This window comes from Roseateles sp. GW821-FHT02E12, assembly GCF_059421665.1.
Window position 1 is genome coordinate 424,278 of sequence record NZ_JBWKVK010000004.1, and the last position, 18,888, is coordinate 443,165.

15 protein-coding genes are annotated in these 18,888 nt (G+C 69.4%); 10 read left to right on the forward strand and 5 right to left on the reverse strand.

The features are described 5' to 3' along the window. Positions 1 to 85 precede the first annotated feature (85 nt). The gene (gene ubiD / locus AC07V5_RS24730; protein WP_495118384.1) at positions 86 to 1,624 is read left to right on the forward strand and encodes a 4-hydroxy-3-polyprenylbenzoate decarboxylase; all 1,539 of its coding nucleotides are present in this window, start codon (positions 86 to 88) and stop codon (positions 1,622 to 1,624) included. Positions 1,625 to 1,785: 161 nt separating this feature from the next. On the opposite strand, the gene AC07V5_RS24735 is transcribed toward ubiD, so the two are convergent. Beyond that, the gene (locus tag AC07V5_RS24735; RefSeq protein ID WP_495118385.1) at positions 1,786 to 2,577 is read right to left on the reverse strand and encodes a YdcF family protein; all 792 of its coding nucleotides are present in this window, start codon (positions 2,575 to 2,577) and stop codon (positions 1,786 to 1,788) included. A gap of 37 nt (positions 2,578 to 2,614) precedes the next feature. On the opposite strand from AC07V5_RS24735, the gene AC07V5_RS24740 reads away from it, so the two are divergent. Genes AC07V5_RS24740 through AC07V5_RS24755 form a run of 4 tightly spaced genes read left to right on the forward strand, consistent with a single transcriptional unit; the run spans position 2,615 to position 8,466 of the window. Continuing rightward, entirely contained in the window at positions 2,615 to 6,070 is a 3,456-nt protein-coding gene (locus AC07V5_RS24740; RefSeq protein ID WP_495118386.1) for a DUF748 domain-containing protein, read from the forward strand. 10 nt (positions 6,071 to 6,080) lie between these two features. After that, positions 6,081 to 6,617 (forward strand): peptide-methionine (S)-S-oxide reductase MsrA, encoded by a 537-nt coding sequence (msrA, locus tag AC07V5_RS24745; RefSeq protein ID WP_495118387.1) that lies wholly within the window; start codon positions 6,081 to 6,083, stop codon positions 6,615 to 6,617. Continuing rightward, the gene (locus tag AC07V5_RS24750; RefSeq protein WP_495118388.1) at positions 6,617 to 7,258 is read left to right on the forward strand and encodes an ABC transporter ATP-binding protein; all 642 of its coding nucleotides are present in this window, start codon (positions 6,617 to 6,619) and stop codon (positions 7,256 to 7,258) included. The genes msrA and AC07V5_RS24750 overlap by 1 nt, the downstream gene beginning before the upstream one ends. Next, positions 7,255 to 8,466 (forward strand): ABC transporter permease, encoded by a 1,212-nt coding sequence (locus tag AC07V5_RS24755; protein ID WP_495118389.1) that lies wholly within the window; start codon positions 7,255 to 7,257, stop codon positions 8,464 to 8,466. The genes AC07V5_RS24750 and AC07V5_RS24755 overlap by 4 nt, the downstream gene beginning before the upstream one ends. On the opposite strand, the gene AC07V5_RS24760 is transcribed toward AC07V5_RS24755, so the two are convergent. Beyond that, positions 8,438 to 8,866 (reverse strand): VOC family protein, encoded by a 429-nt coding sequence (locus AC07V5_RS24760; protein WP_495118390.1) that lies wholly within the window; start codon positions 8,864 to 8,866, stop codon positions 8,438 to 8,440. The two genes, AC07V5_RS24755 and AC07V5_RS24760, sit on opposite strands and share 29 nt — an antisense overlap. Before the next feature lie 127 nt (positions 8,867 to 8,993). On the opposite strand from AC07V5_RS24760, the gene AC07V5_RS24765 reads away from it, so the two are divergent. From AC07V5_RS24765 to AC07V5_RS24775, 3 genes are read left to right on the forward strand one after another with little or no spacing between them, the layout of a single operon-like run. Next, positions 8,994 to 9,698, forward strand: coding sequence for a helix-turn-helix transcriptional regulator (locus AC07V5_RS24765; protein WP_495118391.1), 705 nt, complete (start codon positions 8,994 to 8,996; stop codon positions 9,696 to 9,698). A 54-nt stretch (positions 9,699 to 9,752) separates the two neighbouring features. After that, positions 9,753 to 10,235, forward strand: coding sequence for a DUF3299 domain-containing protein (locus tag AC07V5_RS24770; protein WP_495118392.1), 483 nt, complete (start codon positions 9,753 to 9,755; stop codon positions 10,233 to 10,235). A 41-nt stretch (positions 10,236 to 10,276) separates the two neighbouring features. After that, entirely contained in the window at positions 10,277 to 12,004 is a 1,728-nt protein-coding gene (locus AC07V5_RS24775; RefSeq protein ID WP_495118393.1) for an ATP-binding response regulator, read from the forward strand. A gap of 60 nt (positions 12,005 to 12,064) precedes the next feature. On the opposite strand, the gene AC07V5_RS24780 is transcribed toward AC07V5_RS24775, so the two are convergent. After that, positions 12,065 to 14,407, reverse strand: coding sequence for an autotransporter-associated beta strand repeat-containing protein (locus AC07V5_RS24780; protein WP_495118394.1), 2,343 nt, complete (start codon positions 14,405 to 14,407; stop codon positions 12,065 to 12,067). Positions 14,408 to 14,559: 152 nt separating this feature from the next. Further along, positions 14,560 to 15,195, reverse strand: a complete 636-nt coding sequence (pdxH, locus tag AC07V5_RS24785; protein ID WP_495118395.1) for a pyridoxamine 5'-phosphate oxidase — start codon at positions 15,193 to 15,195, stop codon at positions 14,560 to 14,562. 418 nt (positions 15,196 to 15,613) lie between these two features. On the opposite strand from pdxH, the gene AC07V5_RS24790 reads away from it, so the two are divergent. Beyond that, positions 15,614 to 16,222: a nucleotidyltransferase family protein gene (locus AC07V5_RS24790; protein ID WP_495118396.1), complete on the forward strand. Its 609-nt coding sequence runs from the start codon at positions 15,614 to 15,616 to the stop codon at positions 16,220 to 16,222. 15 nt (positions 16,223 to 16,237) lie between these two features. On the opposite strand, the gene AC07V5_RS24795 is transcribed toward AC07V5_RS24790, so the two are convergent. Next, on the reverse strand, positions 16,238 to 16,861 hold the full coding sequence (locus AC07V5_RS24795) for a gamma-glutamylcyclotransferase (protein ID WP_495118397.1): 624 nt from the start codon (positions 16,859 to 16,861) through the stop codon (positions 16,238 to 16,240). Between the two features lie 197 nt (positions 16,862 to 17,058). On the opposite strand from AC07V5_RS24795, the gene edd reads away from it, so the two are divergent. Beyond that, on the forward strand, positions 17,059 to 18,888 hold the full coding sequence (gene edd, locus AC07V5_RS24800) for a phosphogluconate dehydratase (protein WP_495118398.1): 1,830 nt from the start codon (positions 17,059 to 17,061) through the stop codon (positions 18,886 to 18,888).

The window sequence follows — 18,888 nt, forward strand, 5'->3', positions numbered from 1 at the left end:
TTCAGTAAAAACCCGAAGCGACGAATTTTACGGGTCGAAGATAACCCGTCAAGGCTGTTTGGCCTCTTCAATACTACTTTTGGTTATGAAATACAGCGACCTGAGGGACTTCATCGCCGGCCTGGAAGGGCTCGGGGAGCTCAAGCGCGTGCGTGAAAAAGTCTCGCCCGTGCTGGAGATGACGGCCCTCAGCGACCGTGTGCTGCGCGCCGGCGGACCCGCCCTTTTGTTCGAGGCGCCGACCGGGCATTCCACCCCCGCCTTGACCAATCTTTTCGGGACAACGCGTCGCGTCGCACTCGGCATGGGCGCTGAGTCTCTGGCCGATTTGCGCGATGTCGGCCGGGTGCTCGCCAGCCTCAAGGAGCCCGACCCGCCCAAGGGCCTGAAGGACGCCGGCAAGCTGCTGCAGATGGCCAAGGCGCTGTGGGACATGAAGCCCAGCGTGCAGCGCAAGGCGCCCTGCCAGGAAGAGGTGTTCGAGGGCAGCGACGTCGACCTCGGCCGTCTGCCCATCCAGACCTGCTGGCCCGACGACGCAGCCCCCCTGATCACGTGGGGTCTGGTTATCACCCGGGGGCCGGCACGCACCCGCCAGAACCTCGGCATCTACCGCCAGCAGCTGATCGGCCCGCGCCAGGTCATCATGCGCTGGCTGGCGCACCGCGGTGGTGCACTGGACTTCCGCGACCACGCACTGGCCCACCCGGGTGAGCCTTTCCCGATCGCCGTCGCGCTGGGTGCCGACCCCGCCACCATCCTCGGTGCCGTCACGCCCGTGCCGGATTCGCTGTCGGAATACCAGTTCGCCGGCCTGCTGCGCGGCTCCCGCACTGAGCTGGTCAACACCGGCGTGGGCACCGGCCAGCCGCTGCAGGCGCCGGCATCCGCCGAAATCGTGCTGGAAGGCCACATCCCGCCCGCTGCTGCCGGCTACACGGGGTTCAGCGAACGCGGCGTGCCGCTGAAAGAGAAGGGCGGCTACCTGCACGCGCTCGAAGGCCCGTTCGGCGACCACACCGGCTATTACAACGAGCAGGACTGGTTCCCCGTCTTCGAGATCAGCCGCCAGACCCAGCGCAAGAACCCCATCTATCACTCCACCTACACCGGCAAGCCGCCCGACGAGCCCGCCATCCTGGGCGTCGCGCTCAACGAAGTCTTCGTGCCCATCCTGCAAAAGCAGTTTCCGGAGATCGTCGACTTCTACCTGCCGCCCGAGGGTTGCAGCTACCGGATGGCTGTCGTGTCGATCAAGAAGGCCTACCCCGGCCACGCCAAGCGGCTGATGTTCGGCATCTGGAGCTTCCTGCGCCAGTTCATGTACACCAAGTTCATCGTCGTGGTCGACGACGACATCGACACGCGCAACTGGCAGGAGGTGATCTGGGCCATCACCACCCGCATGGACCCGGTGCGCGACACCACGCTGGTGGACAACACCCCCATCGACTACCTCGACTTCGCCTCGCCCGTCAGCGGCCTGGGCGGCAAGATGGGGCTGGACGCCACCAACAAGTGGCCCGGCGAGACCAGCCGCGAATGGGGCCGCGGCATCAGCCTGCCGCCTGAGATCACGGCGCGTGCCGAGGCGCTATTCGGGCAACTCTTCTTGAAGGGCTGAACACGCTCGCCTACTGTTGTATTGCCTTTTGAGGCAAACCCTCTGGCGCAATCATTGCGCGCCAGGAGCCCTTTGGCAGATCGCCTTAGAGCCCCAAGGTGGCATAGCCACCCACCCCGCCCGGCCTTAAAGCCCGGCGGGGTTTCTATTTGTGGCGCCGTCTAGCGGCCTGACCACCAGGCCAGCGTCTCGTAGACGACGTAGCGCACGCGCTCGAAGCCATCGGTCGACGGGCACCAATCGCCAAAGCTCGTCAAGGCATCGTCGCGCAGGCCGACGGGTGCCGGCACGATGCTGAGGCCCAGCGGAGCCGCCTCGGCCTCGAAGGCGCGCATGGCGCGGCGCATGTGCGTGTCATGCGTAACGAGAATGACCTGCTTGACGCCCGCCTTCGCCAACAGCGGCAGCGTGTGGGCCGCGTTCTCCCGCGTATCGCGCGAACTGGCCTCGGCCCAGCGCAACGGCAGGCCATAGTCATCGGCGGCCACGCGGGCAATGATTTCGGCCTCGGGCTGGCGCAGCTCGGTCGCCGTCCAGCCGATGCCGCCGGAAAAGGCCAACGGCCAGCCGCTGCGCCGGGCAACCCAGACACCGTAGGCCAGCCGTTCAGCGGTGATGCGAGATGGTGAGCCGGCATCAAGCTCCGGCACATGGCGCTTCACACCGCCACCCAGCACCAGCACCGCGCCGTCGGAGCGGCCGCGCAGCGCATCGACCTGGGCCGGCCCGAGGACCGTGGGCTGACCCGCGGCCCGGCTCAGCAGCTCACCCACCGCCTCCGTGCCCGACAGCCAGACGCCTATCAGCGACAGCCCCAGCAGGGCGGCACCAAAGCGCCGGCCACGCTTGAGCCGCCAGGCTCCCCAAGCCGCCAGCAGCAGCAGCGGCGCCGGCGGCAGCGCAGCCGCCAGCAGCAGGGTCTTGAAGTCGGAGTAGTCGAGGGCGAGGCTCACTGCCGGCATCATCGCCGACATCAATAATGCATCCGCCGTGACGACCACTTCCCGCTCCCCCGCCCGCACCATTCTCTGGACCCTGGCCGCCCTGTCGGCCCTGGGCACGCTGCTGCTGCTCATCGTGACGCTGGCCCTGCCGGGCTGGGTCACTGGCCGCGGCGCCGCCCTGGCAACCGAGGCCCTGGGCCGGCAGGTGCGCATCGAGGAGGCGCATTTCCAGCCTTGGCGCCTGGCCCTCGTCGTCGAGGGCCTCAGCATCGCCGGCCCCGGCGCCAATCAGCCGCCGCTGTTCACCTTGGCCAAGCTGGACGCGGCCTTGTCCCTGCGCTCCCTGCTGCGTGGCCGTGCCGTCGTCGAATCGCTGGCCCTGACCCAGCCCGAGCTGCGTGTCGCGCGCACGGCCGAGGGGCGTTATGACATCGACGACCTGATCCAGCGCTTCGCCGCAAAACCGGGTGCGCCGGAAGAAGCCGAGCCCGAGTTCGCCGTCTACAACATCGAGCTCACGGGCGGCCGCATCCTCTTCGACGACCGCCCGGTGCAGCGCAAGCACGAGCTTGCCGGCCTGCACCTGGCCCTGCCATTCCTGTCGACGCTGCCGGCTGACGTCAAGGTCAAGGTGCTGCCGCAGCTCAGTGGCAAGCTCGACGGCGTCGGTTTCGACAGCCGCGCCGAGGCGCTGCCCTTTGCCGACGACGTCAGCGCCCGCCTGTCCTTCAAGTTCGCCGGGCTGGACCTCGCGCCGCTGGCCGCCTACGTACCCACGAGCGCACCCATTCGCCTGGGCGGCGGCCGGCTCGATGTCGACCTGGCGCTGGATTTTTCCGAGCGCCCGAAACAGACGCCCGGCGTCAAGCTCAGCGGCCTCATCCAACTGCACGACCTGGCGCTGACCCAGCCCGACGGCCAGGCCCTGCTCGGCTGCAAGCGCCTGAGCCTGCCGCTGGCCGACGTGCAGCCGCTGCGCCGCCAGCTCGGCTTTGGCCAGATCCTGCTCGAATCGCCCAGCGCCTGGCTGCGCCCGCTGCCGGCCCAGCCCCAGGACACGGCCGCCCAGCCAGCGCCGCCCTGGCAGTTCAGCGTCGCGGGCGTCGAGGTCAAGGACGGCCGCTTCACCGCCAAGGACCTGGTGCTCGACGCCATCCAGCTCAAGCTGGCTCCCACGGCCTGGCCGCTGAAGGCGCCCACGCAGCTCGACGCCAGCCTGCGCCTGGACCAAGCCACGCTGAGCGCCCAGGCCAAGCTCTCGCCCGAGCTGCTTCAGGCCGATGCCACGCTGGCCGGCCTCGCCGTCGAACGCCTGGCCGCCTGGCTGCCTCTGCCCGGCAGTGCGCGGCTGAGTGCCGGGTTGTCGACCCAGTTCGGCCTGACCGTCAAAGACCCGCTGGCCGCCGGCGCCGCTGACCGCGCCCAACTGAGCCTCGCCGAGCTGCGCATCAGCGACGCGCGTCTCGGCCTGCCCGGCGCGCCCAAGCTGCTGACGCTGGCCTCGGCCCAGCTCGACAAGGCCAGCATCGACCCCGCCAGCCACAGCATCTCGCTCGGCAAGCTGACCCTCGATGCCCCGCGCGCATTGCTTGCCCGCGAGGCCGATGGCCGCCTGAACCTCGCACCACTGCTGCCACCCGACAGCGCCGCCTCCGCACCGGCCTCCGCGCCAGCCTGGAAGCTGCAACTCGCCGCCCTTGCCGTCGAACGCGGCGTGCTGCGCTGGCGTGACGCCGCCGTGCCCGCGGGCGTGGCGCCCGTGGCCCTGGCCGTCGAGCCGCTGCACCTGCAGCTCGGTGCCGTGAGCTGGCCCGCCGCTGCGCCGGTGCAGGCCCAGCTGTCGACCCAGCTCGCCGCCATTGGCGCCAACGACCAGCCCATTGCCGCCAGCGCCGGCAGCCTGCAATGGGCCGGCCGCGTCGGCCTGGCGCCGCTGTCGGCCACTGGCAGCCTGCAGGCCAAAGCCTTGCCGCTGCAGCTGCTCAACGCCTATCTCGACCCGGCGTGGGGCCTGCACCTGCAGCGCGCCGAGTTGGGGCTGAAGGCTGACGTGACGGCCAGCCAGCAAGCCGGCGGCGCCTGGGCGGCCAACCTCGGCGGCGATGTGCGCGTCGGGCCGCTCGCGCTGCTTCAGGCGCGCGTGGCGGATGGCCAGCGCGTCGTTGGCGAGGACCTGCTGAGCTGGCAGGTGCTTCAGCTCGATGGCCTCAAGCTCGCGTTGGCGCCCGGTGCTCCGCCGCGCCTTGCGGTGAAGGAGGCGCTGCTCGACGACGCCTACGCCCGCCTCATCGTCAACGAGCAGGGCCGCTTCAACCTGCGCGACATCGGGCCGGCCGAAGCGGCCTCCGCCCCGGCAGCGGCTGCCTCCGCGCCCCAGCCCGAGTTCGCCGCCGAGCGGATCCGCGTCAACCGCGGCATCGTCGACTTCAGCGACCGCTTCGTACGCCCCAACTACAGCGCCCGCCTGACCGAGCTGCAGGGTTCACTGGGCGCCTTCTCGTCCACCAACCCGGCCATGGCGCCGCTGACCTTGAAGGGCAAGGTCGCCGGCACCGGCCTGCTGGAGATCGACGGCCAGCTCAAGCCCGGCGCGCCCGTGGCCATGGACATTGCCGCCAATGCGACCGACATCGAGCTGGCGCCGCTGTCGCCCTACGCCGCCAAGTACGCCGGCTACGCCATCGAGCGCGGCAAGCTCTCCACCAAGCTGCGCTACAAGGTCGAGCCCGGCGGCCAGCTCGTCGCCAGCAACCAGATCATCCTGAACCAGCTGACCTTCGGCGACCGTGTCGACAGCCCCGATGCGACCTCGCTGCCGGTGCGCTTCGCCGTCGCGCTGCTGAAGGACGGCAACGGCGTCATCGACGTCAACCTGCCCGTCAGCGGCTCGCTGAACGACCCCGAGTTCAGCGTCGGCGGGCTGGTCTGGAAGCTCGTGCTCAACCTCATCGGCAAGGCGCTGACATCGCCCTTCGCGCTGTTCAGCGGCAGCGACAGCCCCGAGGAAGCGCAGATCGCCTTCCTGCCTGGCAGCGCGGAGCTGGCCGCCGTTGACCAGCTCGATCGCATCACCAAGCTGCTGGTCGACAAACCCGGCGTGCAGCTGACGCTGACCGGCTGGGCCGGCATCGCCGCCGAAGGCCAGTCCATCCGCGAGCAGCGCCTGGCCAGCGCGTTGAAGGCCGAAAACGCCGCGACACCGGATGCCGCGCTCAGGCGCCTTTACCAGGCCAGCAAGCTGCCCAACAAGCCCAAGAACGTCCTGGGCCTGACTAAAGACCTGCCGCCCGAGCAGATGCGCGGCCTGCTGCTGGGCAGCTACGCCGTCGACGACGAAGCGCTGCGCCAGCTTGCCGTCTCTCGTGCCACGGCCGTGCGCGACGCGCTGCTGGCCCGCGGCGCACCGAATGCCCGCGTCTTCCTCGCCGCCCCCAAGCTTTGCGACAAGGCTTGCGACGAGGTCTGGCGCCCCCATGTCGAGTTGTCCCTCGGCGCTCATTGAAAGTCATCTCATGCCTGCTACGAACCTCGAACGCCTCACCCTGGCCGGCGGCTGCTTCTGGTGCCTGGAAGCCGTCTACGAGCGCGTGCGCGGCGTGCACCGCGTGGAGAACGGCTACAGCAACGGCCAGGGCCCCAAGCCCACCTACGAGGCCGTCTGCGGGGGCAACACCGGCTATGCCGAGGTCGTGCGCATCGACTTCGACCCTGCCGAGGTCTCGCTGCGCGAGCTGCTGGAGGTCTTCTTCACCATCCACGACCCGACGACGCTGAACCGCCAGGGCGCCGACGTCGGTACGCAATACCGCTCGGCCATCTACTGGCACACCGAGGCGCAGCGCGAACTCGCCGCCGAAGTGCTGAAGGAGGCCAGCGACCACCACGGCGGCCGCGTCGTCACCGAACTGCTGCCTGAAGCCAGCTACCACCCGGCCGAGGCGTACCACCAGCATTACTACGCCCGCAACCCGGAGCAGGGCTACTGCGCCTTCGTCGTCGCGGGCAAGGTGGACAAGTTCCTGGCCAGCTTCAAGCGCCTGGTCAAGTGATGTTGAGCTGGGGCGGTCTGCGCCATCGCTATGCCGGCGGCGCCGAGATCGCCTATGCCGATTTCGCGCTGGCTTCGGGGCGGCACCTGCTGCTGCGCGGCGCCTCGGGCTCGGGCAAGTCGACCTTGCTGGCGCTGCTGGCGGGCTTGTTGCGCGTGCAGCAGGGCGAGCTCAGCGTCGCGGAAACCGAGCTGCAGACGCTGAGCCCGCGCGCGTTGGATGCGTGGCGCGGTGCCACCTTGGGTGTCGTACCGCAGCGCCTGCACTTGAGCGAGGCGCTGACGGTGGCGGAGAACCTCGCGCTGCCGGCCCTGGCCGCAGGGCAGGGCGCCGACCCGGCACGCGCGGCCGAGCTGATGGAGGCGCTGGACATTGCCGAGCTGGCCAAGCGCCGGCCTCACCAGCTCAGCGTCGGCCAGGCCCAGCGCGTGGCGTTGGCACGTGCGCTGATGCGCCGGCCACGCCTGCTGCTGGCCGACGAACCCAGCGCCAACCTCGACGACGAGCACACCCTGCACATGCTGGCGCTGCTGCTCGACGCGGCCGAGCGCGAGGGCTGCACGCTGGTCATCGCCAGCCATGACGCACGCGTCGTCGAGGCGCTCGGGGAGCGGGACGACGTCAGCGAGGTGGTGTTGTGATCCGGCTCGCCTGGCGATACCTCTGGTCCAGCCCGTTGACGACGGCGCTCAACCTGCTGCTGCTTACGCTGGGCCTCGCGGCGGTGACCTTTGTGCTGCGTGCCAGCGCCCAGGTCGAGGCCGGGCTGAAGCGCGACCTGGCCAACATCGACCTCGTCGTCGGCGCCAAGGGCAGCCCGATGCAGATCATGCTGGCCGGGGTGTTCCACCTCGATGCCCCCACCGGCAACATCCCGCTGGCAACGCTGGCGTTGCTCAAGGCACAACCGCTGGTTGCCCAAGTCGTGCCGCTTTCGTTGGGCGATTCCTTCCGCGGCTATCGCATTGCCGGCACGACGCCGGACTACCTCGACCTCTACGGCGCCAAGCTGGGTCAGGGCGCCCTGTGGGCCAAGCCCATGCAGGCCGTGCTCGGTGTCGAAGTTGCACGCACCAGCGGGCTCAAGCTGGGTGACCATTTCGCCGGCAGCCACGGGCTGGCCGAAGGGGGCGGCGCCCATGGCGAGCACCAGTTCGAAGTCGTCGGCGTGCTCGCCGAATCGGGCAGCGTGCTGGACCGCCTCGTGCTGACCGACCTGGCCTCGGTGTGGGAGGTGCACGAAGCCCACCATGCCGGCGAGGCGCATGCGGAGACCGACGTGGCCGATGCGGCCGACGAGAAGCGCGAGATCACGCTGGCCCTGGTGCGATACCGCAGCCCGCTGGCGGCCGTCATGCTGCCGCGCTGGGTCAATGCCCAGGACGGCCTGCAGTCCGCCGCCCCGGCGCTTGAGACGGCGCGGCTGATGCGGCTGGTCGGGGCGGGCACCGAGGTGCTGCGCGGCTTCGGCATCGTGCTGCTGGCTGCGGCAGGCCTGTCGGTCTGGGTGGCGTTGCTGCACGCGGTGCGCGCGCGGCAGGGCGACCTGGCCATGCTGCGCATGCTGGGCGCCCCGGCCTCACGCGTCGCCTCGCTGATCGCGCTGGAAGCCTTGCTGCTGGCCGGCTTGGCCGCTGTGCTGGGCCTGGCGGCGGGGCACGGCCTCGTCGCAGCGCTGGAGCACCTGCTCGCCGAGCGCCAGTCGCTGCGCCTCGGCGCCCTGGGCTGGAGCGAGGCCGAATGGCTGGTGCCGCTGCTGGCCGGCATGCTCGCGCTGCTGGCCGCGGCCTGGCCCGCGTGGCGGGCCTACCGGCTCGACGTCACGACCCTGCTGCAGGCGCCGCGCTGACGTTGACCACCCACGTCACGCCGAACCTGTCTTTCAACATGCCATAGAGCGGCGCCCACTGGGCGGGTGCCAACGGCTGCATGACGGTCGCGCCATCAGCCAGCCGGGCCCAGCGCTCGGTGGCTTCTTGCGGGGTGCTGCAGCCCACGCAGATGAAGTACGCGTTCTCGCCCGGCTGCCACGCGGTGTCGGTGGGCACGTCGTAAGCCATCACTTGGAAGCCATCGGCCGCGCGCACCTGGCCCCACATGACGCGGTCGGCGTCCTGTGGGTCGCGCACGGCGTGTGCGTCGCGGTAGGTCATCGCCATGATTTCTCCGCCAAAGACGGATTGGTAGAACTGCAGGGCTTCGCGCGCCTGGCCGCGCAGGTTGATGTGGGGGACGACGGAAACGGTCATGAGTGGCTTTCTTGGAAGGAATGGGAGCGTCGTCATCACCCCAGAGGAGGGCGCCCGGCGATGAACAGACGACTGCTACTCTAGGCAGCCCTCCTGCCAGTTTTCGGCAGTTGCAGAGTCAACGCCGATGTCACGCTCCGAACGCCTGTTTCGCCTGCTGCAAGCCCTGCGCACGCTGCCGTCGCCCGTCACGGCAGAGCGGCTCGCCAGGGAGACCGGTGTGTCAGTGCGCTCCATCTACCGCGACATCGAAAGCCTGCGCATGTCCGGCGCCGAGATCGGTGGCGAGCGCGGCCTGGGCTATTGCCTCATCGAGGACGGCACACTGCCGCCCCAGACCTTCACGCGTCTGGAGATCGAGGCCCTGGTGCTGGGCCTGGCCGAGGTCCGGCACATCGGCGACCCGGCGCTGGCCAAGGCCGCCGCGTCGGTACTGGCCAAGGTGGTGGCCACACTGCCGTCGGTGGGCCAGCAGCACATCCAGCACGCGGTTTCGCAAGCGCATCGCTTCAGCGAACGCCCGCAGCCGGCGGCCGACCTGCCGCTGATCCGCGAAGCCTGCTGGCGAGAAGAGGCGCTGCGCCTGCGCTACGTTGATCGCGACGGCGCGGGCACTGACCGCAAGATCTGGCCCCTGGGCCTCGTCTACATCGACCGGTTGCTGGTGCTGCTGGCCTGGTGTTGCCTGCGGCAGGGTTTTCGGATGTTCAGGCCCGAGCGGATCGAGCGCGTCGAGAACCTCGGCGAGAGTTTTCGGCCGCGGCGCGCGGCGCTGCTGCGTCAGTACCTCGAAGAGCTGAAGGCGGCGCCACAGCCCTCCGGGGAGAGTTGACATGCCGGCGGCGGCAAAATAGGCGTCTCTGCATCCAAGCGGTCCGCCATTGCCATGAAGTCCCTCGTCGCCGTCGCCTTGTTGGCCGCCACCGCCGCGTTCGCGCAAACGCCACCTGGCATTGGCCAAGGCCCGGGTTATCACGACCCGCGCAGCCCCTTCAAGCCGCTGGAAGAGCGTGCCGACATCGTGTCCTGGTCGCTGTTGTCCCAGGTCACGGCCAAGGCCGAGAAGAAGAAGATCATCCCGACCTTCCCGGCCGCCGTGCAGGCGCTGAATCGCAAGACCGTCAAGGTGCAGGGCTTCATGATGCCGCTGGAGGCGGGCGACAAGCAGCAGCACTTCCTGCTGTCGTCGGTGCCCACGACCTGCTCCTTCTGCGTGCCGGCCGGCCCCGAAGGCCTGGTTGAGGTGCGCACCAAGAAGCCGGTGCGCTACACGCTGGAGCCCGTCGTCGTCGAAGGCGTGCTGGCCGTGCTGATGGACGATCCTTACGGGCTGTACTACCGCGTTGAAGACGGTGTGTCGCTGAACTAACCTGTTCCCCCTGCGGGGCTTTGCGCGGCATCATGGCCGCCATGGCTCTCGCATTGCCCCAGCCCCAGGATGCCCGCACGCGGCTGGCGATGGTGCGGCTGTTCTTTGCGCAGAGCGGGGTGAGCCTGGTAGCCGCCAGCTTGCTCGTGCTGTTGCAGATCGGGTTCGTGGCGGGCAAGTCGCCAACCGCGCCACTGGCACTGTGGGCGCTGTCCTTTGCCGCATTGATCGTCTGGCGCGCGCGCTGGCGCTGGCAGCTTGGGGGCCTGGCCGACGAAGCCCTCTCGTTGCAGCTGCCGCGCTGGGAGCGCCGCGCCGAGGTGGGCGGCGGACTCACGGGGCTGCTCTGGGCCATCGCGCTCGCCATGGCCTTCGAGCCGCAGGAGCGCGCCAGCCAGATGTACGCCGCCATGCTGGCCTGCGTGACGTGCGTGGCCAGCATCAACGTCATGGCGCCGCTGCCGCGGGCCTTCCTGGCGCTGCTGCTGCCCGTGGTGAGTACGCTGATCGGGCTCTTCCTCGTGCATGCGGGCTGGCGCGGGGGCTACCCGGCCCTGCTGGTGGTGGCGGCCACGCTGTTGGCGACCTCGCTGCTGCTGCGCCACACGCGCCTGCTGCACGAGAGTCATGCCATGCGCTTCGAGCGCGAAGCCCTGCTCGCTGAAACGCAGGCGGCGCGCGACGCCCTGGCGCGCTTCCTGGCCGCAGCCAGCCACGACCTGCGCCAGCCCGTGCATGCCTTGGGCCTGCTGGCCGCGCAGGCCCAGGCGGAGATGCACGGGCGGCGTGCCGGCCAGACTGCCGCGCAACTGCAGGCGATGGCACAGGCGCTCGATGGCCTCGTCGAGACCCTACTCGACGTCTCGCGCCTGGACAGCGGCGCCGTGGTGCCACAGCCCGTGCCGCTGCCGCTGCAAGCCCTGTTCGACCAGCTCGCGCCCGAGTTCGCCGTGCTGGCCCAGGCGCGTGGCCTGCAATGGCGGCTACGCCCCACCTCGCTGTGGGTGTGCAGTGACGCCAAGCAACTGGAGCGCATGCTGCGCAACCTGTTGTCCAACGCGCTCAACCACAGCGTGCAGGGTGGCGTGCTGCTGGCGGCGCGGCAGCGCGGCAACGAGGTGCGGCTGTCGGTCTGGGACACCGGCCCGGGCATCGCGCCCGAGCAGCACGAGCGCATCTTTCAGGAGTTCGTGCAGCTGGACAACCCGGGGCGCGACCGGCGGCGCGGGCATGGCCTGGGCCTGGCCATCGTGGCCCGGCTCTCGCGGCTGCTGCAGCACCCGGTGAGCCTGCGCAGCCAGTTGGGGCGGGGCAGTTGCTTCAGCGTCACGCTGCCGCTCGCTGCGCCGCAGGCGCTCGACGCGAGCCCGGCCCTGCCTGGTGTCAACGAGCCGCTGCAGGGCCGCTGTGTGGCCTTGGTGGAAGACGACGAGGCGGTGCGCCAGGCCACGGTGGATTTGCTGCGCACCTGGGGCTGTGCCGTGTGGGCCGCCGCCGCCGCCGACCCGCTGCTTGCCCGGTTGCGGCAGGAGGGCGTGAGGCCGGAGCGGCTCATCAGCGATTGGCGCCTGGTTCAAGGGGACGGACTGCAGGCCCTGGCCGACCTGCGAGCCTGGTGCGGCGCCACCACGCCGGCCCTGCTCATCAGCGGTGAAACACTGCCTCTGGGCGCTGACGCCCTGGCTGCCCAGGGCATCACTGCAGCCCGCAAGCCGTTGCCGGCGGCGGCGCTGCGGGCCTGGCTGAGCCGACCGTCAGAACCGGCGTGACGGCGCTGGCCATGTCTGCCCGGCCCGGCATGCCCTCCGTGATGCCGTCAAAGTGACGGTTCAGCCGCGTTGACGCCGCCGCGTGGTGAGCAGAAGGCCGGCGCCTAGCAGCAGCCAGGCCGGCGGTTCGGGTACTGGCGCGAACTGGAGATAAAGGTCGCCGCCACTCACGCCGAGCGAGAACTGCCCACCGTGCAGATCAGGCGCGAACCCGCCGAGGTCGAGCGTCAACGCGCCTGGCGCAAAACCCTGGATGCCCTGGGTGGTGTCGATGAGCAGCCATTGCCCGGCATGCTGAGTGTCGAAGCCGGGCAGGGCGGCGGCGCGCAGGGCGAGGCTAAGCGGGAAGCGCGCGCTGTTACCGGTGTCCAGCGTCAGCCCGCCATCGATGACCCACAAGTCCCAGGCGCTGCCGGCCACACCGCTCGCTGCCGCCATGTCGAAGCTCACTTGGGCGCCTGACGCCCAGGTCGCGCTGGCGCTGTGCGCCAGACCCACGCCGTCACCCGGCGAGAAGCTGCTGCCCTTGAGCAGTTGCAAGCTGTCGTAGCGGCCGGCGCCGCTGGCCGAGGCGCCGCGTTGCAACGACAAGTCGCCCAGCACGCGGCCCTGGTTGGCCAGCGCCGCACCATCGAGCGTGAGGCTGGCGAGCTGCAAGGTGCCGCCCGCGTCCACCTGCACCGGCGCGCCCAGGAAGGCGAAGCTCAGGCCCAGCGTCGCGCCAGTGCCCACGCGGTAGGCCGAGGCGGCGCCGCTGCTCATCTTCAGCAGGCCGCCTTCAACAGTGACGCGGCCGGTGAACTGGTTGTTGCCGATCAGGCTGTAGGTGCCGGCACCGGTCTTGAGCAGGCTGCCGCTACCGCGGATATTGCCTGCGAAGTAACCCACCGATGCCGGTGGGCTGAGCGTGAGCGCCGTGCCGCCCGCCGGGTCGGTCAGCTCGACAGTGACGGTTGTGAGCTGCGCGTTGGCACTGCTCAGGTAGTCGGTGCGCACCGTGCCGCCATCGACCGTCAACGTAGCGCCGTCGGCAGCGAGGCCGAGAACCTGCGCCTGCAGCTCGCCGCCTTTGCGCACGACGATGCGGCCCAGAGCCTTCGGGCCGGATGGGTTGGGTGCTTCGCCGACGTAGATGATGCCGCTGTTGACCCAGCGCGAGCCGGCGCCATCAATGATCACAGTGCCCTTGCTATCGGAGCCGAAGCCAACCACCGCCGTGCCGGTCAGCAGCTGCCCTCCCAGGACCACTTCGACCAGGCCCTCTGAACCCCGGGCCGCACCCACTTGCAGCAGCCCACCGTCAAAGTGCCCGCCATTGTTGATTTGCAGCCAGCCCCGCGCCCGGTCGGGCCCGGCGCCGATGGCGGTGGTGCCCGCCACCGACATGCTGCCTCCTTCAACCAGCATCGCGGTGCTGATCTCGCCGAGTGCGGCCGTGCTGCCCGGCGAGCGCGGGTCTTCTTCACTGACCGCCAGGTTCTGCGTGATGAGCGTGGCGCCGCCCAGGACGCTGGCCGAGACGAGCCGCGTGTCCTGCAGGCTCGCGGCCTTGCGCACCAGCATGTCGGTGGCCTGCAGCGTGGCGCCGTTGGCGAGGATGAGGGTGCCATCGTTGACCGTCAAAGCGCCGATGCGGCTACCGTTGCCGGCCAGGGTCAGGGTGTTGTTGCCGGTCTTGGCCAAGCTGTCCGACGCTGTGGCATCGGCGCTGAGGACGCCGCTGTAGACCACGCCGCGCAGGTCGCCGCCGACACTGAGCGCCGTCTTGCCCAGGTTCAGCGCACCGGCGCCCTGCAGGCTGCCCAGCGTCACCGCGGCAGCGCCCTGCAGATCCAGGCCGTTGTCGATGTTCAGCGCCACGCCGGCCTTGGCGAGCGCCTGTGCCTCCTTGAGCACGATGCGCCCGCCGTTGACCACCACCAGGCCGTCGAAGGGGTTGAGATCCGCCAGGGTCAACCGCCCGGCGCCTTGCTTGAAGAGCAGCGTGTTGTTGGCCGTGCTCGCGCCGCTGCGTGAGATGGGGCCCTTGAGGTTCAGGTCGCCTGCGCCCTCGAGCAGCAAGCGTTGGTCAACTTGCAGCGCACTGCCCATGAGCACCGGCGCGCCACCGTTCAGGTCGATCTGCGCATTGGCGGCAAAGTGCAGCGCACCGCCGTTGATGCTGAAGGCCCCGGCGCCGGCCGCGAAGCTCAGGCGCTGCAGCAGGAACGAGTCGGGCCGGTCCTGCACGGTGTCCAGGCGCTGGGTGCCGGCAAAAGTCAGGTGTGCGGTCGGGCCACCTACCGGCGCGATGGTGCCGAACCAGTTCTTGCCCTGGCTCCAGGCGCCCGACGCCGGGCTCTCACCGGTCCAGGTCTGTGCTGCGGCCAGCGCTGGGGTCAGAGCCGACGCAAGAATCAGCAAAGAAAGTCGATGACTGCGCGACATGAGTCCTCCGGCAAACGCTGTGGATTGCCGGGCACTCTAGGGAGCCTCGCTATGCCTGCCTATTCGACGCAAGGATGGGGCGCCCCCATCCGAACGGATGGGCTGGCCGGTCGTTCGGCCTGCCTTGCTCAGGGCGCCAGGCGCTCGCGAATCCAGGCGTCGTTCTCTGTGCGGTAGACCAGCCGGTCATGCAGGCGTGAGCGCCGGCCCTGCCAGAACTCGAAGCGGTCCGGCACAAGGCGATAGCCGCCCCAATGCGGCGGCCGGTCGGGGTTCAACCCATGCTGAAGGGCGGCCTTGGCCGCGTTGGCCACGAGCACCGCACGACCGCTGATGACGCGGCTCTGTGGCGAAGCCCAGGCGCCCAGGCGCGAGTCCAGCGGCCGGCTCTTGAAGTAGTCGTCCGACTCCTCAGCCGAGGTCTTCTCGACCCGGCCCTCGATGCGAACGACGCGCTCCATCTCCACCCAGTGGAACTGCAGGGCCGCGAACGGGTGGAGTGCTAACTCCTCACCCTTGCGGCTTTCGTAGTTGGTGAACCAGACCATGCCGTGGGCATCACAGCCCTTGAGCAGCACGACGCGCGTCGAGGGGCGGCCGTTCGCGCCAACGGTGGCCACCGTCATCGCCGTCGGCTCGGAGATGTCGTGCGCGATGGCTTCATCCATCCACCGTTGGAACAGGGCCAACGGCCCATCCGTGGCTTGAGCCTCGTCCAGCTCCCCTAGTTCGTAGCTCTTCCTGAAATCGCTTAGCTTGCTCATGGATAAGGGAGGCCGTCGGGCTTGGCGTTGGGCCCGCGTTGGTTCTGCAAGGGGGCTGAGTCTAGGCGCAAGGCGCAGCGATGCCGGTGGCATCGCGAGCATTTGCAACAACGGATCGGCCCCCCCTTGCAGAACCAACCCGAAGGGCCGGGGCGATTTGCGGGGTGGTTCGGCGTTGCCAGCTCGTTGTGTGGATGGCCACACGCCTCGCAGGCGCCTTGCCCCACCCCGCAACTCGCCCCGGCGCGGGCCCAACGCCAAGCCCGACGGCCTCCCCGGTATGCAGACCTTCCCCTAAAGGCCTTCCCTTAGGTGAACGTACCAGTTTCAAGGGCAGTGTCACTCGGCATGCTTGTGGCACTGCAGCAAACGGCACAGACCGTTGCTCGGCAAGAGGGTTTGAAGGGACAAATTGCAAATGACAAAGCGACGCCCCGCCGTCGTCGTGCTGGCCGCAGGACGCGGCTCACGCTTTCGCGGCTCGGGCCACAAGCTCGAGCAGCACCTGGGCAGCACGCCCGGCGAAGACACCTTGCTGGCGCGCAGCCTGCGCCACGCCATTGCCACGCGGCTTCCTGTTGTCGTCGTCACAACGACCGCCCTCGCACCCGCCGTGCACCGGCTGATTGCGGCGCGCGACATCGTGACCCTGCCCGATCACGACGCCCAGGGCCGGCCCCAGCCTATCGGCATGGGCCATTCCATCGTCGCCGGCGTCAGCGCCACGGGCGACGCCGATGGCTGGCTCATCCTGCCGGCCGACATGCCCCTGGTGCGGCCCGCCACCATCATGGCCGTCGCCGAAGGGCTGGAGCGGTATCCCGTTTGTTACGCCCAGTACCGCGGCATCCAGGGGCATCCGGTCGGCTTCGGCACCGAGCTCTACTCCGAGCTGATGGCCCTGCAGGGCGATGAGGGTGCGCGGCGCATCGTGGCGCGCTACGCGGCACAGCCCATTGCGGTTGACGACCCCGGCGTGCATGTCGACGTGGACACCGAGGAAGACCTCGCGCGGCTGCGCGGTTGACCATCAGCTGCGTGCCTAGAGCGGCGCGCACAGGCCGTGCTGCGCGGCCAGATGAGCCTGGCGCTCCAGTTCCATGTCGCGGATGCCATGCTCGCGCAAACCCTGAACGGTGCGCAGCAGGTAGTCCAGCGTCGTGCCGTAACGGCCATTTGCGTGCTGGAAGATGTGCAGCAGCTCGGGCTCATGCAGCGGCCCGGTCCAGTTCGGGCTCTGGCGCGACAGCGTGAAGGCCAGCGCGCGCTGGCGGCCTGCTGCCGTGTCGCAGTTCAACCAGCGTGGTTCGTAGACGCCGTTGGGCATCTCACGTGCCCACAGCCTCGGGAGCACTTCCTCGCCCACGGCGCGTGGGATGCGATACACCAGGCCGCGGCAACTGCCGCCCGAGATCAGGGCCAGCACCAGCCCCGGTTCCTGCGGCGAGCCGCGGTTCACGCGCGAGCGCATGCGCAGCACGCGGTGAAAGCCCAGCACCCGCGCCGGCAGTGCCTGGGCATACTCGAATTCCGGCCGCCAGATCAGCGAGCCGTAGGCGAACAGCAGCAGGTCGTCGCCGCTGGCCCGCCACTCGGCCGTCGTGCGCTGCAGCAGATGCGCGCTGCGCGCCGGGCCGTGGGGAATGTTGATTGCCTGTGACGCCATCACCTCCATCTTGTCACGGAGAAACACCGAATTTGCCTGTTTGAGCATGCCCACAGCCAGGATGCTCATGTCGCGCGAGACTTGCACGGCGTTGCGCTGGTACCCAGGCCGTAACCCGCAAGTCCCGCTGGGCAAGTAATATGGTTACCTAAATTCCCAAGGGTCGGTTACGTGAACAAGACCCCAGGAGACACAGCATGAATTCCACACTGATCCAAGTCACCGACCGCATCCGCGAACGCAGCGCCAAGCTGCGCGGCGCCTACCTCGCCCGCATCACCCAGCTGAACAACCGCCAGCGCGGCTTCGAGCGCATGGGTTGCGCCAACGTCGCCCATGCGGTTGCGGCCCTGCCGGCCAACGACAAGCTGCGCATCGTAGCCGAGAAGGCGCCCCACCTCGGCGTCGTCACGGCCTACAACGACATGCTGTCGGCCCACCAGCCCTACGAGGACTACCCGGCCCAGATCCGCGCCGAGGCACACCGCCTGGGTGCCACCGTGCAGGTGGCCGGCGGCGTGCCGGCGATGTGCGACGGCGTCACGCAAGGCCTGCCCGGCATGGAGCTGAGCCTGTTCTCGCGCGACACCATCGCGATGAGCACGGCCATCGCGCTCACACACGACGTCTTCGACGCCGCCCTGCTGCTGGGCATCTGCGACAAGATCGTGCCGGGCCTGCTGATCGGCGCGCTGCACTTCGGCCATCTGCCCTGCGTCTTCGTGCCGGCGGGCCCGATGAGCTCGGGCATCTCCAACAGCGACAAAGCCAAGGTGCGCGAGCTGTATGCCCAGGGCAAGGTCGGCCGCGACGAGCTGCTGAAGAGCGAGTCCGCCGCCTACCACGGCGCCGGCACCTGCACCTTCTACGGCACCGCCAACAGCAACCAGATGCTGCTGGAAGCCATGGGCCTGCATGTGCCCGGCAGCGCCTTCGTGCACCCGCACGACGACCTGCGCACCGCACTGACGCGCGAGGCCGTCGGCACGGCGCTGAACATCAGCGGCCGCGTCCAGGGCCAGGCTGCCAAGCCCATCGGCCACGTCGTCGACGAGCGCTGCATCGTCAACGCGATGGCGGCCCTGCTGGCCACCGGCGGGTCCACCAATCACCTCATCCACTGGGTCGCCGTGGCGCGCTCGGCCGGCATCCTGATCGACTGGACGGACTTCTCCGACCTGTCCGCCGTCGTGCCCCTGCTGGCGCGCGTGTATCCCAACGGCAGCGCCGACGTGAACCAGTTCCAGGCCGCGGGCGGCCCGGGCTTCGTCATCCGCGAGCTGATGGACGCCGGCCTGATGCACGAGGACGTGCTCAGCGTCGCAGGCAGCAGCCTGCGCCCCTATGCCTTCGTGCCGCGCGCGGTGGGGCAGGGCGGCGAGGTTGTGCGCGAGGCCCTGCCCGTGGCCAGCGGCGACGACGGCGTTGTGCGCACGGCCGCCGCGCCTTTCAGCGCCACCGGGGGCCTCAAGCTGCTGGACGGCAACCTGGGCCGTGCCGTCATCAAGGTCTCGGCCGTGCCGGAAGACCGCCACACCGTCGAAGCGCCTTGCCGCATCTTCTCGACGCAGGAATCCATGCTGGCGGCGTTCAAGAACGGTGAGCTGGAGAAGGACGTCATCGTCGTCGTGCGCTTCCAGGGCCCGCACGCCAATGGCATGCCCGAGCTGCACAAGCTGACACCGCCGCTGGCCGTGCTGCAGGGCAAGGGCTTCAAGGTCGCTCTCGTTACCGACGGCCGCATGAGCGGCGCCTCGGGCAAAGTGCCCGCCGCCATCCATGTCAGCCCTGAAGCGCTGGCTGGTGGCCCGCTGGCAAGGTTGAAGGACGGCGACGTCGTACGCGTCTGCGCGCTGACCGGCACGCTGGCCGCTTTGGTCAGCGATGACGATTGGGCGTCTCGCGAAGTCGCGACCCTCGACCCGGCCGAGGCCGACGTCAATGCCCATGGCCTGGGCCGCGAACTCTTTGCCGGCATGCGCCGCAATGTGTTGAGCGCCGAGGAAGGCGCTGTTACCTGGTTGTAA